Source organism: Billgrantia montanilacus, from assembly GCF_003336675.1.
GTDB classification, from domain to species: Bacteria; Pseudomonadota; Gammaproteobacteria; order Pseudomonadales; family Halomonadaceae; genus Halomonas; species Halomonas montanilacus.
In genome coordinates, this window is sequence record NZ_QPII01000003.1 from 197,812 (window position 1) to 212,028 (window position 14,217).

A 14,217-nucleotide genomic window follows, 5' to 3' on the forward strand; every position below is an offset into this window, starting at 1 on the left:
TCACTCCTTGCCGGCGGTATCGAGCGCCCCCCGATAGCCCAGCTGACGCCAGGCCTCGAAGACGATCACCGCACAGGCGTTGGAAAGATTGAGGCTGCGGCTGTCGGGCAGCATTGGGATACGCAGGCGCTGGGACTCGGGCAAGGCATCGAGCATTGCCTGTGGCAAGCCTCGGGTCTCGGGACCGAAGAGCAGTGCATCGCCCTCGCGGTAGACCGGCTCATGATAGCCGGTGCGGCCCCGGGTCGAAACGGCGAACACCCGCGAGGGTGCCACCGTGTCGAGGAAGGCCGGCCAATCGCGATGGACCGTGACCGCGGCCCACTCATGGTAGTCGAGCCCTGCGCGCCGCAGGCGCTTGTCGTCAAGCACGAAGCCCAGCGGCTCGATCAGGTGCAAGCGAAAGCCGGTATTGGCACACAGCCGAATCAGGTTGCCGGTGTTGGGCGGTATTTCCGGTTCGTACAGCACGACATCGAGCATGGCGACCTGCCAGTGAGAACGCATGCGGGCCCCCGCAGGGGCCCGCCGACACAAGGGGAAATGGCCGGTATCAGAAGCTCAGGCGCACGCCCACCTGCGCGCCCCGGTCCAGTGTGCGGTTGCCACGGCCATTGTCGAAGTCGGCCGCCGCCTGGCGCAGGCCCACGTAGCCATCCACGTTGGGGGTGAAGGCGTAACGGGCACGAACACCCACCTCGTAGCCGTCGTCCAGGTCACTGCTGGTCACCACGCTGGGCGTATAGAAGCCGTAGCCTCCCACCGAGACGTCGGGCATCTGGGGCAGGAAGACATAACCGTAGCCGCCCAGGCCCAAACCACCGCCGTCGCCATGATCGGTATCGAATTGGGTCCAGCGGGCCCCGACGCCGATATCCCGGTCGCGATTGCGCTGAACGCCCAGCAGCTGGGCATGATAGATCGTGGCATCGCCACGATAGTCGCTGTGAAGCACGCCGCCCCCCAGGGCGACACCCTGTATCAGCTCGCCGTTGGCCTCGAACTGCACCGCATCCGGGCCCAGGTTCAAGTCCAGGCTGCCGGAAGCCGCGTATGCCCCGGTCGTTGCCAGGAGGGCAACAGCGAAGGTGGCAAGGGCAAACTGTCTAGTGAGGGTCTTCATCGAAGGCTCCTTATTGAATCAACGCAAAGCATGCGTCACGACATCTCATCGACAACGACTAATCGACGGCAATACCGTAGCGGGCACGGTAGTCGCGGATGGCCTCGGCATGTCCGCTGAACACCTCGCCGCCCTGCTCTTCCAGATAGGCGAGCACCATATCCAGCGTCACGATACTGATGACCGGCATACCGTAACGTGCCTCGACCTCCTGGATGGCGCTTCGGGCGTTTCCTTCACCTTCACCATCCCCAGCCCCACGCTCCTGGCGATCCAGAGCGATCACCACACCCACCGCCTCGGCGCCGGCGGCCTCGATCAGAGCCATGACTTCGCGGATGGCGGTGCCGGCGGTGATCACATCGTCGATGATGAGGATACGCCCCGCCAGCTCGGCACCGACGATATTACCACCCTCGCCGTGCGCCTTGGCCTCCTTGCGATTGAAGGCGAAGGGCAGGTCGCGGTCATGATGATCGGCCAGCGCCACCGCGGTCGTGGCAGCGAGGGGAATGCCCTTGTAGGCGGGGCCGAACAGCACGTCCACCGGCAACTGGCTGGCTTCGATGGCACTGGCGTAGAAACGACCAAGGCGGGCCAAGGCGCGGCCGCTGCGAAACAGGCCGGCATTGAAGAAATAGGGGCTGACACGGCCCGACTTGAGTGTGAACTCACCGAACTTCAGGACGCCCTGTTCGATGGCAAATTCGATAAAATTCCGCTGGTAGGCTTGCATGCTGGCCGACACGGCGCTTCCCTCACTCTCTACAGGCCCGAAATTCGCTGGAATCTGCGCCTTATCACGATTATCACTGCGGGCCATTTACCCAAACGTCGAAACGTCGGGTATCATACACGCGCGACGTCAAAGGGACCATGTATGAAAATTGCCACCATCAATGTCAACGGTATCCGAGAAGCCGTCGGCCGAGGCTTCCTCGACTGGCTGGCGGAACAGGATGCCGATGTCATCTGCGTCCAGAATCTCAAGGCCAAGAGCTTCGAGCTGGACGACAGTATCCTCTATCCGGAAGGCTACGAAGGCTACTTCCTGGACGCCGAGCAGGACGGTTTCTCCGGCGTGGGTATCTACTGCCGCAAGATCCCCAAGGCGATCATGTACGGACTGGGCTTTCCCCAGTGCGACCATGAAGCCCGTTTCCTGCAGGCCGACTACGACCGCTTTAGCATCGTCAGCTTCCTGATGCCCGACGGCAGCGACTATGCCGCCAAGCAGGCCTTCATGGCGCAGTATCAGGAATACCTGTCGAAGATGGCTCGCAAGCGCCGCGAGTACATCATCTGTGGCACCTGGCACATCGCCCACAAGACCATCGATCTGGAAAACTGGGCGGATAACCAGACCACCCCGGGCTTCAAGCCCGAGGAGCGCGCCTGGATGGATCAGGTGTTTGGCCCCACTGGCTTCATCGATACCTTTCGCGAGATCAACCGCGACGCCGGTGAATACACCTGGTGGCCAAAGCTCGACCAGGACGAGCCACGCTCGCGCCAGGGAGGCTGGCGCATCGACTACCAGATCGTCGGCCCCAACCTGCGTCGACACGTGACCGACGCCTGGATCGACTACGACGCCACCTTCAGCGAGTTCGCCCCGCTATTCGTCGAGTACGACCTGACGCTCTGACGCTCCCTTACGTCGCGGCCGGGCCTGCCCGGAACGCATTGCGCCGGCCCTATCAGGCCGGCGCAATGCGTATGAAGCTTCCTGAACCTGCAGCGCAGGGGTGAGCTTTACCGGCGACAAGGCTGCGCGAGGGCGCTGTGAACCCATCCATGGGTGCTACTTTTGCCATCCATGGCAAAAGACCCTCGCTCCGCCTCGCCCCCGGCGCTCATCTTATCCGGTGCTAGGACAGGCGTTCTCAGCGACGAATACCCAGCGCTTCCTGCTGGTGGGCGAAGAGATCGGCGCCGGCCTTCTCGGCCAGGTCGAGCATGGCGTTGAGCTCGGCACGGGAGAAGGTGCCCGCCTCGGCGGTGCCCTGCACTTCGATCAAGCCGCCCTTCTGGGCCATTACCACGTTCATGTCGGTATCGGCGCCGCTGTCTTCAGGGTAGTCCAGATCGACCACCGGCACGCCCTTGACGATACCCACCGACACCGAGCTGACCAGCTGCTCGAAGGGGTCGCCCTTGATCTTCTTCTCGCGCTGCAGGTAACGGATCGCATCGATCAACGCCACGCAGCCGCCCGTGATCGAGGCGGTGCGGGTACCGCCATCGGCCTGAATGACATCACAATCCACGGTAATGGTGAATTCGCCTAGCTTCTTGAGGTTCACCGAGGCACGCAGCGAGCGTCCGATCAGGCGCTGGATCTCCAGCGTCCGGCCCCCCTGCTTGCCCCGCGTCGCCTCACGCCCGCTGCGGGTATGGGTGGCACGCGGCAGCATGCCGTATTCGGCCGTCACCCACCCCTGCCCCTTGCCACGCAGCCAGCGGGGGACCCCGGCTTCCACGCTGGCGTTGCACAGCACCTTGGTGTCGCCGAACTCCACCAGCACGGAACCCTCGGCATGGCGTGTATAGTCACGGGTGAGCCGGATCTCGCGAGGCTGGTCGGGCCGTCGTCCACTGGAGCGCTTGAGGTCGGAAGCCATGTTACCTCTCAATACATAGGGGATTAGGAGTGACGCCGGCCGCCGTCTTTGGAATCGACAGCCGCCCCGACGTCGGAAAAGCGGCCATTCTACACGGTCGGCGCCCCGAATCGGGTACACTCCTTGCCAGACATTTCACCCGCTGCGGCTGAATGGCCGCAGCTCGCTGTATCGGGGAGTCGCTATGGCTGACAGCCGCAACAGAGTTCACAGCATGACCGCTTTCGCCCGCCAGAGCCGGGAAGACGAGTGGGGCAGCCTGCAGCTGGAGCTGCGCTCGGTAAACCAGCGCTACCTGGAGCCGCATTTCCGGCTGCCCGAAGCCCTGCGCGATCTGGAGACCGTCTTCCGCGAGACTCTGCGCACCCGGCTGGCCCGCGGCAAGGTGGAGTGCAACCTGCGCTTCGACCCTACCAGCGTCAGTGAAACCCTGGCGGTCAACCGCTCACGTCTCAGCGCCCTTGCCGACGCCCTCGGCGAAGTGCGTGAAGCCCTGCCCGAGGCGCCCATGCCGGACGCCCTGGTGCTGCTGGACCACCCTGGGGTGCTCGATGCCCAGGGCGTGGACCTGGATGCGGTAAAGGCCGAGGCCAATGCGCTCTTCCAGGCGGCTCTCGACGAACTGATCGAGTCACGGGCCCGTGAGGGTGAGAAACTCGCCGCCCTGATCCGTGACCGGCTGGTCGGCGTACGCGAGCAGGTGACCGAGGTTCGCCGCCTGATGCCGACGATACTGGAGCGCCAGCGCACCCAACTGCTTGAGCGCCTCGATTCGGTCAAGGCGGAGCTCGACCCCCAGCGCCTCGAGGCCGAACTGGTCCTGCTGGCCCAGAAGGCCGACGTCGACGAGGAGCTCGACCGCCTGGCGACACACGTCAGCGAAGTGGAGCGCCAGCTGGGACAGAAGGGCCCCATGGGCCGCCGACTGGACTTCCTGATGCAGGAGCTCAACCGCGAAGCCAACACCCTGTCGTCGAAGTCCGTGGTCGCCAACACCACCCGCTGCGCGGTGGAGCTGAAAGTGCTGATCGAACAGATGCGCGAGCAGATCCAGAATATCGAGTGATAACCAGCCCCACCCAAGCAAGACTTCACGTTGCCTTTGTATACTTCCGTGGGTGGCCTCCTCTCGACAGCTAGAAACTCAGCGTAAACCCTACAAACATGCGGTCATTATTTCTATACGGCGCCAACATTTGATCCTCTGCACTGGCACTGTAATTGACCGCACCAGCAAACACGACAACGTCATCCTGTAGCGCGTAATCCAGCCGCACCCGAACCATTGAAGCAAGGTTGTCCTCCCAGCCCATATAGGTTAGGTTCGCCACAAGCTTCTCATTCAACATCTGCCGTTCAATACTAGCGACTCCCTTGAGCTGTGTCCTGTCTTCTCCCAAGGGACCATCCACTGAGACAATGTGAGAACTCAAGATCTCAAGGTCCAAGGTCAAGTTGCGAGCCCCCGTATAACGCCCCCCAACCATCCAGCGATGCGTGGACCCTGTCACGGATAATGCGTTGGAATCCTGCATTGCTCTTTCGCCACTGTAGTCACGAAGATAAAGATCTCCATCGCTATACGCATACTCACTTTTAAGCAGCCAGCTTCCTAGGACGCGATTGGCACTGGCGCCCATCAAGGTGAGTTCTGAATAGTCAAAGTGCAGAGTGTTTTCACTGACGGCCGTAGGCCTTGCCTCGCGACCATGCAACCTTGATGCAAAGAGGGCTATATCTCCCCAGGGTCGCGATAGAAAAAATCGACCGGCCACATCTGGCGAAGTAAGGCTCACATCGGGTCGATTCTCTTGAATCTCCAAGGGCATATCGCGAAACTCAATATAGGGATCGAAATCCCCATAAGGTTCGTCGTAATGATTAGGGCGGAATTCATGCAGAGCAATCAAATCAACGCCCCATCTTGATTGATAATAACTTAAACGAGATGCTGCTACGGGCAAGAGTGTCTCACTCAGCTCTGAAAGCCCGAAGGCTCTCTCGTCAACGGGGTTAATTCGATCAGCAAGCTGAAAATAGTTAGACTCTCCAAGGGAGATGATCTGGCGGCCGGATTTAATATTTAGCGAAGGGGTGGGCCCCCACTCGATGTAAGACTGATCCACTTCCATATAAGAAGCATCCTCGAGCTCTGCATCATAACTCGCAAGCCCAGCCAACTGCATATTTACGTTGTTTTCGCTCCTGTATCGTGCCTCCAGCAACAGATCGTAACGATTGGAAACTGCTCCTGTACCTTCACGACGAAAAGCAAATTGATCTCTTTGGTTAGTGAGGGCGTAGTGAAAACGATGGGTAAGAGAACCAGAAAATTCGACACCTCCGCCTGTGTCTTCAACAGCGCGACTGGGTTTGTCTTCAGTTATCTGGAAGAAATCCTCAGCTGCCGCAGCATACCCCCAGAAAAATAAAAGCATTGCAGCGGACCAGTTTCGCAAGGTCATTCTGCAGCCCTCTCCAAGCCATTAGTCGTAAAAGTATTGTCGGGAATATCGGGATTTATCGCAACCTCACCTCGCGTAAGAATAGTGGAGTGAACCCTCCTATTATTTCTTGTCATTACCATCTGCTCTCTTCCAGAAAGCCAGACACCATCAATTTGCTCAAAATCAAACTGACTGTAATATTTTATCCAGCCCTCATTTTCCAGCCAGTACTGTGCTTTAGTGTACACATCCTTCTCTGTGTCGACCCAGTACTGGATCTTGGTATAGCCGTATTTATCGACAATTTCGCGGCTTTTTGGTGTCGCGACAACAACAACCTCATTATCATTGCTGAGCTCGCTGTCTACTTCATAGTAAAAATCTTCCACTTCGAGGCCTTCCAAGTCACCATAGGTAAAATCGGTACCCAGAAAATAATCAGCACGGTTGGCGGTTGTCAGGCGAGTTACCCTTCCAAGGTCTGGCAGGTAAAGCCAGGATTCATTGTTTCGTCCGGGTTCGGCCCAATCGTAGGTTAGAATGCCAGTTCCTCGTAGGCGCGAAGGTGCCCTCACATAGGTAAGGGTTCGTTCATCGTCACCGTACATCTTGCCCAGCATGCGCAGGGTTCTCTCTCTTTCTCTGCCATTTTCATCCGTCAATAACAAATAGACATCCATGGACCAGCTATCGCCACGGTATCGGTTATCAACATCCGTCATTATTCGAAAGCCTTCTTCATCAGCATGTAGCCCAGAAGAAACACCTAAACCCAAGGAAACAAAAAAGGCAATGAAGGTGGCTGAAACTACATTTTTTAAGCAAAGCATAGCAATCATCACTCCAACGCTATTTGACTTGTTGATCTATGTCGTCATGTGTCGAACCATCAGCTTGCGTAGCAAGCTCATTAGATCGGGCAGCGAATATCGCCATAATCGCCGGAATCACAATCAAGTCGAATAAAAAAGCCAGCAATATCGTGAAAGCCAAAAGAATACCAAAGCTTTGTAACGCCGACATCATCGACAGAGAAAATAGGGAGAAGCCTCCAGCCAGGACAACGCTAGTGATTAGAAGCAAAGGCGCTATCACACTGATCGTCTCACGTACGGCTCTTTCAAGAGAATGCCCGGAGCGACGTATCTTGTATTGTATGCCGTTGATCAGGTGTACGGTGTCGTCCACGACCAGACCTAACGCGATCCCGCCTAGGAGTACCGTTATCAAGTTAATGTCCATACCCGCGTATCCCATGGCTGCCAGCGCCAGATAGATCACAATAAAATTGGGAATAATGGCCAAGACACCTAACTTTATCGATTTCCAAAGAATGACCAGCATTAAACTGATGCTGATTGCAGCGAATAAATAGCTATCTGTCATGCTTGCAATAAGGTCGATAGTACCTGTTGCCACGAGATCCACGGTCCCGGTCACGGTAACCTCTCCCAACCCTGAGAAAATTTCCTGTGCCCTGTCTTCAACTGCTTGGCGCAGAGGTACCATGTCACGGCCATCCGCGTAGGCAAGACGAAGGGTTATGCGAGCCTTGGAGTAGTCGCGATCAACAAGCCGCGTTATCTCTCGAGGACCGCCACTTTCGTATAGGAGCATCTCCTGATGTATTAGATTTTGGGTCACGGGAATCATCACCTGCCCCGGCGGCACATTAGTCAGCTGTGAGTGAATTCTTTCCAAAACATCGACAATGGAGGTCGCCCGACCCACTTTCACCGTCCCTGGGTCAAGTGACTCAGAGTAATTCTGGAACTCTCTCAGTGCTGCCATGAATTCAGGCGTGAGAATGCCATCCTCCTGGCCCGTATCCACAATCACTTCCAGCGGCACCGTTGCCTGAATTTTTTCGTCGATCGCAAGGGTATCGACTCTTATCGGAGTGTCTTCGGGAAACCAGTTGAGCACATCGTAGGAAAACTCAACTTTCATGACGCCTGGTATAGCCCCGATAATTAGCACCGCAACAACCGTCATGATTTTCAATGGATGCCTTACCCCTATCGCCGAAAGCCCTATCATTTTTCCCGTCAGCCGAGGCCAGAGCGTGTGAGTGGCCTTATCTGATGCGGAAACCCGCCCGGGGATGATCCTGATAAACGCTGGCAAGAGCACGAGGGTGTATACAAAAATAAGCATAATCCCGAACGCAGCGAGCCAACCGAAGTCTGCAATGGGCTTCATGCGTGCCACAGTGAAGGCGAGGAATCCCGCTGCCGTAGTCAAGCTGGTGAACAACACCGCCATACCGCTGTGGGTCACGGCACTCAAAATTGCACTGCGCGTATCGGTACCTTTGCGCCTCTCTACATAGAACAGGCCGATTAGGTGCACGGCATCCAATACGCCGGCCATTAACAACAGGGCCGGCAGTGCCTGGGTAACCGGCGTAAACGGAATCCCAGTCCAGCCCATAAGGCCCAGCGTGCTGGCAAGAGCCAAGGTAATGACTGCTACCGGGATAACCACGGCAGTGATGCGCCTGAAAAGAACGTAAAGCGCAAGTATGATTGTGAACAGGGCAGCAGACATTAGAACTGCTACATCGTGGAGGATGGCATCGTGATGAAGCTTGTCCAGCAAGGGCCCGCCCGCTGCACGAACCTGCACGCCTTGCGCTTCGTACTCGGCGACGACATCCTGGATTGTGCTAGCAAACTCGTTTAATTGCGGGCTGGATAACCGTGGTTGTTCATCCACAGCATTTCTTGCTTGGTCTGTAGCTTGAGTCTCGGCGCTGAAAAAATCGTCTTGATTAGTCTGGTCAACCTCATCAGGGGCCTGCGCCATGGCGCGCACTACCAGCAAGACCATTGTTCCATCGCTGGACACCAGCGTATCCCGGTACAAGGAGCTCGTGACGATTTCATTCCAGCGCGCCTGCTCCAGGCTACCCTCATCCGGCCACAAGTCGCCCAGATCACCCACGCGTAGCCCGTCACCTCCCTGGGATGCCATCCAGTCCGCATTGACCAGACTGGTCACATCGTCGAGCCAGGGCACCCGATCCTCCAGGTCTCGATGCAACTGCTGCAGCTGATCCATAAACGCAGCGGTACGGGGCTCATCGGTGGTTACGGCAACCACTACCACGTCGTTGCGGCCAAACTCACGCTGGAAAGACTGGTAAGCTTGTAGCGTCGGGTCGCCTTTCTGGAATAGGGACTCATTACTGGAATCCATCTCTAGCCTTAGCAGGCCCGCACCCAAGACCAGGCTCATCCCAAGCACGAGAAGCAGGCTCACCAGCGGGTGGTCGAAGGTCCAACCGGCGATGTTTGCCATCCAGCTCTTCGGTTTCATAGGCGCAAATCTTCCGCTGAAAACTGCTACCTAGCCTACTTTCTCGAACCGACGGCGTATTGATATTTAAGCCAAGAAATTTGATAATTCACGAAAACACGGATAAGACATCAGCTGTGGAGTATGGCCATCATGGATAAGGTGTCGGACCAGAGGGGTCATGCCCTCAAAGAAAACCACTCCAAGTTCGCTATACAAATCATCGGTGCGTATCACAAATGGCAGCGCCGGGGCATCAGCGAGCCCGAGGCAACGAATCCTCCGATAGAAGCCGCACTGCTGGAAAAGGAGGCCCATGAAATATGGGAGCTAGCGCTGAATTTAAGCGATGATGAACACCTTGGCCTTAATGCTGGAAAAGCTCTAGTACAACATCTCAACGGGCACTTTCTGACAACGTTGACCGCCAACAGCAAGACCGTTGGTGAGGCTTTGGAACATTTTTGCCAGTATCATGAGCTGTACTCCGACGTGTATCACCCGAAACTGGTACGACGACCAAACACTGCGGCCATTACTGTTACCGACCCTGCCATCGGTGCTGATGAAGCTGTGAGGCGGCACATGTGTGAATGCATGTTTTCCGCAATCGTGACGATCCTTGATGTGTTATGCAAGCAACCGGTTTCTCCAAGTGCTGTGCATTTTTCGTGGCCCTCTCCTTTTTACACCGCGGCACATGAGTCTGTGTTAAAAGCCCCGGTGCATTTCGATTCGAGTATCACAGCCCTTGAGTTTGCCAATGCCACCTTGGACACACCCATTCCCTACGCAGACGAACTTTTGCTCTCTACCTTGCTCCAGTACGCAGACACTCAATTAGACGCGCTGCAGGAACCCGACTCATGGAAAAAGAAGATTAGATCGATAGTGTCTCACCCTGGACTGTCCCTGAATATGGATATAAACACGGTGGCCCGCAATTTTGGTATCAGCTCGAGGACACTTCAACAACGGCTAAAATCAGAGGGAGTCAGGTTTCAAGAAATTGTTCGTGAGGTAAAGAAGGAGATGGCCAAGGGCTATTTAACCAGCACTACAATTCCCATATCCGAGATTGCTCTGCTGCTGGGATATTCAGAGCAAAGCGCATTTAATCATGCGTTTAAAACATGGACAGGCCTAACCCCTAGGCAATATCGAAAATCGAGCAGCCCCTGATGATCATGTTCTTCCTGTGAGATACCCTATCACGCAAACATCCTGCTGCTATTCAGCTAGGCTATATCCATTGGTACAGGCTTCAGGGGTGGCGCTCTTGGTGACGGAATGCCCCCCTCCGTGACCAGTGGACCTCTCCTACCTAGAATTCGCTGGTGTTCCGTTGCTGACTCATGGACCCTCCAGATGCCTTCATCAATCGGCCTTGAGGAGTTTACAAGACCCGACGTGATTCAGCGCGATGCGGATTCATGCGATACTTCGCACTTTTCTCACGGCACACGCCGCTTCACCCAGTTGCCAATCAGGGATGCTGACCATGCCCCAGGGTACGCTCTTCATCATTTCCGCCCCCTCCGGTGCCGGCAAGACCACGCTGGTGCGCGAGCTGATCGAAAGCCTCGACGGCATCCAGGTCTCGGTGTCTCATACCACCCGGAGCCAGCGCCGCGGCGAAGTCGACGGGGTGAACTACCACTTCGTCGACGTGGCGGCCTTCGAGGCCATGATCGAGCGTGGCGAGTTCTTCGAATACGCCAGGGTGTTCGACAACTATTACGGCTCATCGCGCCCATCGGTGGAGGCGATGCTCAATGCCGGGCAGGATGTGATCCTGGAGATCGACTGGCAGGGTGCCCGCCAGGTTCGCCAGCAGATGCCGGATGCGGTTTCGATCTTCATCCTGCCTCCCTCCCGGGACGAGCTGGAGCGCCGCCTGGCCAGCCGCGGCACCGATGAGCACGCCACCATCGCCCGACGCATGCGCGATGCGGTCAGCGAGATGTCGCATTACGACGAGTACGACTACCTGGTGGTCAACGACGACTTCACCACCGCCCTGCGCGAACTGCAGTCGCTGGTGATCAGTCGACGCTTGAGCGTCGCGCGAGTGCAGAAGGAGCACGGCCCCCTGCTGGCGGCGCTGTTGTCCTGACCCCGGCCGCAGGCGCTTGTCAGGGATGCCAGGCGTCGAGTAATCTAGACTGTCCTGTTCCATTTCGAATTTCCGGCTACGGTCGGGGATGTCCACAGCTTTTCGGGAATACTTACATGGCGCGTGTCACCGTCGAAGATTGTCTGGAAAACGTCGAGAATCGCTTCAAGCTGGTGATGATCTCCACCCAGCGCGCTCGTCAACTCGCGCGCGGCTCCCGCGACGCCCAGCTGCCCTGGGAAAACGACAAACCCACCGTGATGGCCCTGCGCGAGATCGCCGCCGGCCTGGTCGACAAGAGCGTACTGGACGAGCCGATCGAGGCGCCGGTCCGAATTCGCCATGAGGGCGAGCCGGGCATCGCCATCGAGGAGTAAGGCAAGCACTCAAGGCGCGCTAATGTTCACCATCGACGACCTGGCCGACCGACTCGGCGGCTACCTACCTCCCGACGAGATCCAGCAGGTCAAGCGCGCCTTCTACTACGCCGAGCAGGCCCATGACGGCCAGCGGCGTCGTTCGGGCGAGCCCTACGTCACCCACCCCCTGGCCGTGGCCAATATCCTCGCCAACATGCACATGGACCATCAGAGCCTGATGTCGGCCATGCTGCACGACGTGATCGAGGATACCGGTGTCTCCAAGGAGGCACTGGCCGAGCAGTTCGGCAAGCCGGTGGCGGAGCTGGTCGATGGGGTTTCCAAGCTGACCCAGATCACCTTCGAGGACAAGGCGGTCGCCCAGGCCGAGAACTTCCAGAAGATGGTGCTGGCGATGTCGCGGGATATCCGCGTCATCATCGTCAAGCTCGCCGATCGCCTGCACAACATGCGCACCCTGGGCGCCCTGCGCCCCGAGAAGAAGCGCCGCATCGCTCGCGAGACGCTGGAGATCTACGCCCGTATCGCCAGCCGCCTGGGCATCAACACCATCCGCGTGGAGCTCGAGGATCTCTCCTTCCAGGCGCTGCACCCGATGCGCGCCGAGCGCATCAAGCGCGCCGTCTCAAGCGCCCGCGGCCATCGTCGCTCGGCGATCCGCCAGATCCAGCACGCGCTGCAGCAGAGCCTCGACGACGAGCAACTGTCCGGCACGGTGATCGGCCGCCAGAAGCACCTGCTGTCGATCTACAAGAAGATGCGCGACCAGCGCAAGCCGTTCGCCGAGATCATGGACGTCTTCGGCTTTCGCATCATCACCGAGGACGTCGACAGCTGCTACCGTATCCTCGGCGTAGTGCACAACCTCTACAAGCCAGTGCCCGGGCGCTTCAAGGACTATATCGCCATTCCCAAGGCCAACGGCTACCAGAGCCTGCATACCACCCTGTTCGGCAGCGGCGGCATGCCCATCGAGGTGCAGATCCGTACTCGCGAGATGGAGGCCATGGCCAACAACGGCATCGCCGCCCACTGGCTCTACAAGGCCGGCCAGACCGACCACCCCATTGCCGAGGGCAGTCACGCCCGCGCACGGCAGTGGGTCAAGGGGCTGCTGGAGATGCAGCGCCATGCCGGCGATTCGCTGGAGTTCATCGAGCACGTCAAGAACGATCTGTTTCCCGACGACATCTATGTTTTCACGCCCCGCGGCGACATCATGGAACTGCCCCAGGGGGCCACGGTCATCGACTTCGCCTATACGGTGCACACCGACATCGGCAACAACTGCATCGCCTGTCGCATCGACCGTCATCTGGCACCGCTCTCCACCCGCCTGGAGAGCGGCCAGACCCTGGAAATCATCACCGCCCCCGGCGCCAAGCCCAATCTCGCCTGGCTCAATTTCGTGGTCACCGCCAAGGCGCGCTCGGCAATTCGTCACGCGCTCAAGCACCAGCAGCATACCGAAGCCGTACAGCTGGGCCGACGCCTGCTCAACAAGGCTCTGGGAGAATTCGAGACCAGCCTGGAGGAGCTCCCGGAGCAGGTCCTGCCACAGGTGCTGGACGACCTGTCGCTCAAGCACGAGGATGCCCTGCTGGAATCCATCGGCTTGGGAACACGCGTAGCCTACGTGGTCGCCAGGCACCTGGTCGATGCCCTCCACGGTGAAGGCGTCGACGGCAGGCAGCGCACCCTTCAGCCCCAGGGTCCCATCGTGATCAGCGGTGCCGAGGGCATGGTGATCAAGTTCGCCCGCTGCTGTCATCCGCTGCCCGGCGACCCCGTGATCGGACACCTGTCGGTGGGCAAGGGCATCGTGGTGCACCGGACCGAGTGCCGCAATCTCGACGAGCTGAAGAGCGACCCCGACAAGCTGCTCGCCCTGGAGTGGTCCGCCGAGATCGACGAGGATTTCCCCGTGGCCCTGCGCCTGGAAATCGAGAGTCGCCGCGGCCTGGTGGCTGAGCTGGCCAGCCTGGTTACCGACGCCGATGCCAATATCGAACGCATCGGCATCGAGGAGCGCGACGTGCGACTCTCCATCGTCCACCTGACCCTGGCGGTGCGTGACCGCGTACACCTCGCCCGCATCATCAAGCGCATCCGCAACCTCCCGCAGGTCGGCAAGATCACCCGCGTAGGCAACTGACCCCATCGACCTGCTCACCGTCCCTGGCGGCGGACAACAGCAGTGTCGTTTCGACGATTCCGTTTTCTCATT

The 14,217-nt window shown here is 58.3% G+C and carries 13 protein-coding genes; 6 read left to right on the plus strand and 7 right to left on the minus strand.

Translation table 11 applies throughout. The annotated features are described in order from the left end of the window. The 3 genes from trmL to pyrE all read right to left on the minus strand — a co-directional run bounded on the left by trmL (position 1) and on the right by pyrE (position 1,859). Positions 1-483, minus strand: a complete 483-nt coding sequence (trmL, locus tag DU505_RS06330) for a tRNA (uridine(34)/cytosine(34)/5-carboxymethylaminomethyluridine(34)-2'-O)-methyltransferase TrmL (RefSeq protein WP_114478275.1) — start codon at positions 481-483, stop codon at positions 1-3. A 70-nt stretch (positions 484-553) separates the two neighbouring features. Next, a complete protein-coding gene (locus DU505_RS06335) occupies positions 554-1,123 on the minus strand; it encodes a YfaZ family outer membrane protein (RefSeq protein WP_114478143.1) in 570 nt (189 codons plus the stop codon). A 58-nt stretch (positions 1,124-1,181) separates the two neighbouring features. Next, a complete protein-coding gene (pyrE, locus tag DU505_RS06340; RefSeq protein ID WP_114478276.1) occupies positions 1,182-1,859 on the minus strand; it encodes an orotate phosphoribosyltransferase in 678 nt (225 codons plus the stop codon). A 144-nt stretch (positions 1,860-2,003) separates the two neighbouring features. Between pyrE and DU505_RS06345 the strand changes: the two genes are divergently transcribed. After that, positions 2,004-2,771, plus strand: coding sequence for an exodeoxyribonuclease III (locus tag DU505_RS06345; RefSeq protein ID WP_114478144.1), 768 nt, complete (start codon positions 2,004-2,006; stop codon positions 2,769-2,771). A gap of 238 nt (positions 2,772-3,009) precedes the next feature. On the opposite strand, the gene rph is transcribed toward DU505_RS06345, so the two are convergent. Continuing rightward, positions 3,010-3,747, minus strand: a complete 738-nt coding sequence (gene rph / locus DU505_RS06350; RefSeq protein WP_114478145.1) for a ribonuclease PH — start codon at positions 3,745-3,747, stop codon at positions 3,010-3,012. A gap of 184 nt (positions 3,748-3,931) precedes the next feature. Here rph and DU505_RS06355 point away from each other — a divergent pair, with 184 nt between their 5' ends. After that, positions 3,932-4,813 carry a YicC/YloC family endoribonuclease gene (locus DU505_RS06355; protein WP_114478146.1) on the plus strand — a complete coding sequence of 294 codons (882 nt, stop codon included), beginning with the start codon at positions 3,932-3,934 and terminating at the stop codon, positions 4,811-4,813. A gap of 70 nt (positions 4,814-4,883) precedes the next feature. Here the strand turns inward: DU505_RS06355 and DU505_RS06360 are convergent, their stop codons facing one another. The 3 genes from DU505_RS06360 to DU505_RS06370 are packed head-to-tail and all read right to left on the minus strand — an operon-like array spanning position 4,884 to position 9,515. Next, a complete protein-coding gene (locus tag DU505_RS06360; protein WP_147273046.1) occupies positions 4,884-6,212 on the minus strand; it encodes a DUF1302 domain-containing protein in 1,329 nt (442 codons plus the stop codon). Beyond that, on the minus strand, positions 6,209-7,033 hold the full coding sequence (locus DU505_RS06365; RefSeq protein WP_114478148.1) for an outer membrane lipoprotein-sorting protein: 825 nt from the start codon (positions 7,031-7,033) through the stop codon (positions 6,209-6,211). Before DU505_RS06365 ends, DU505_RS06360 begins: the two co-directional genes overlap by 4 nt. A 10-nt stretch (positions 7,034-7,043) precedes the next feature. Then, the gene (locus DU505_RS06370; RefSeq protein ID WP_114478149.1) at positions 7,044-9,515 is read right to left on the minus strand and encodes an efflux RND transporter permease subunit; all 2,472 of its coding nucleotides are present in this window, start codon (positions 9,513-9,515) and stop codon (positions 7,044-7,046) included. 132 nt (positions 9,516-9,647) lie between these two features. On the opposite strand from DU505_RS06370, the gene DU505_RS06375 reads away from it, so the two are divergent. The 4 genes from DU505_RS06375 to DU505_RS06390 all read left to right on the plus strand — a co-directional run bounded on the left by DU505_RS06375 (position 9,648) and on the right by DU505_RS06390 (position 14,145). Further along, entirely contained in the window at positions 9,648-10,676 is a 1,029-nt protein-coding gene (locus tag DU505_RS06375) for an AraC family transcriptional regulator (RefSeq protein WP_181872745.1), read from the plus strand. Between the two features lie 319 nt (positions 10,677-10,995). Further along, positions 10,996-11,610, plus strand: coding sequence for a guanylate kinase (gmk, locus tag DU505_RS06380; protein WP_114478151.1), 615 nt, complete (start codon positions 10,996-10,998; stop codon positions 11,608-11,610). Between the two features lie 116 nt (positions 11,611-11,726). Continuing rightward, positions 11,727-11,987, plus strand: a complete 261-nt coding sequence (gene rpoZ, locus DU505_RS06385; protein WP_066449048.1) for a DNA-directed RNA polymerase subunit omega — start codon at positions 11,727-11,729, stop codon at positions 11,985-11,987. Positions 11,988-12,009: 22 nt separating this feature from the next. Then, positions 12,010-14,145 carry a RelA/SpoT family protein gene (locus tag DU505_RS06390; protein ID WP_114478152.1) on the plus strand — a complete coding sequence of 712 codons (2,136 nt, stop codon included), beginning with the start codon at positions 12,010-12,012 and terminating at the stop codon, positions 14,143-14,145. The last annotated feature ends 72 nt before the right edge of the window (positions 14,146-14,217 follow it).

What these genes read in the sequence shown, in the direction of transcription:
- DU505_RS06375 (WP_181872745.1), top strand. Translation starts at nt 9,648, where the DNA reads ATGGATAAGGTGTCGGACCAGAGGGGTCATGCCCTCAAAGAAAACCAC.
- rph (WP_114478145.1), bottom strand. Translation starts at nt 3,747, where the DNA reads ATGGCTTCCGACCTCAAGCGCTCCAGTGGACGACGGCCCGACCAGCCT.
- DU505_RS06345 (WP_114478144.1), top strand. Translation starts at nt 2,004, where the DNA reads ATGAAAATTGCCACCATCAATGTCAACGGTATCCGAGAAGCCGTCGGC.
- trmL (WP_114478275.1), bottom strand. Translation starts at nt 483, where the DNA reads ATGCTCGATGTCGTGCTGTACGAACCGGAAATACCGCCCAACACCGGC.
- DU505_RS06335 (WP_114478143.1), bottom strand. Translation starts at nt 1,123, where the DNA reads ATGAAGACCCTCACTAGACAGTTTGCCCTTGCCACCTTCGCTGTTGCC.
- DU505_RS06390 (WP_114478152.1), top strand. Translation starts at nt 12,010, where the DNA reads ATGTTCACCATCGACGACCTGGCCGACCGACTCGGCGGCTACCTACCT.
- DU505_RS06370 (WP_114478149.1), bottom strand. Translation starts at nt 9,515, where the DNA reads ATGAAACCGAAGAGCTGGATGGCAAACATCGCCGGTTGGACCTTCGAC.
- DU505_RS06360 (WP_147273046.1), bottom strand. Translation starts at nt 6,212, where the DNA reads ATGACCTTGCGAAACTGGTCCGCTGCAATGCTTTTATTTTTCTGGGGG.
- DU505_RS06365 (WP_114478148.1), bottom strand. Translation starts at nt 7,033, where the DNA reads ATGATTGCTATGCTTTGCTTAAAAAATGTAGTTTCAGCCACCTTCATT.
- DU505_RS06355 (WP_114478146.1), top strand. Translation starts at nt 3,932, where the DNA reads ATGGCTGACAGCCGCAACAGAGTTCACAGCATGACCGCTTTCGCCCGC.
- pyrE (WP_114478276.1), bottom strand. Translation starts at nt 1,859, where the DNA reads ATGCAAGCCTACCAGCGGAATTTTATCGAATTTGCCATCGAACAGGGC.
- gmk (WP_114478151.1), top strand. Translation starts at nt 10,996, where the DNA reads ATGCCCCAGGGTACGCTCTTCATCATTTCCGCCCCCTCCGGTGCCGGC.
- rpoZ (WP_066449048.1), top strand. Translation starts at nt 11,727, where the DNA reads ATGGCGCGTGTCACCGTCGAAGATTGTCTGGAAAACGTCGAGAATCGC.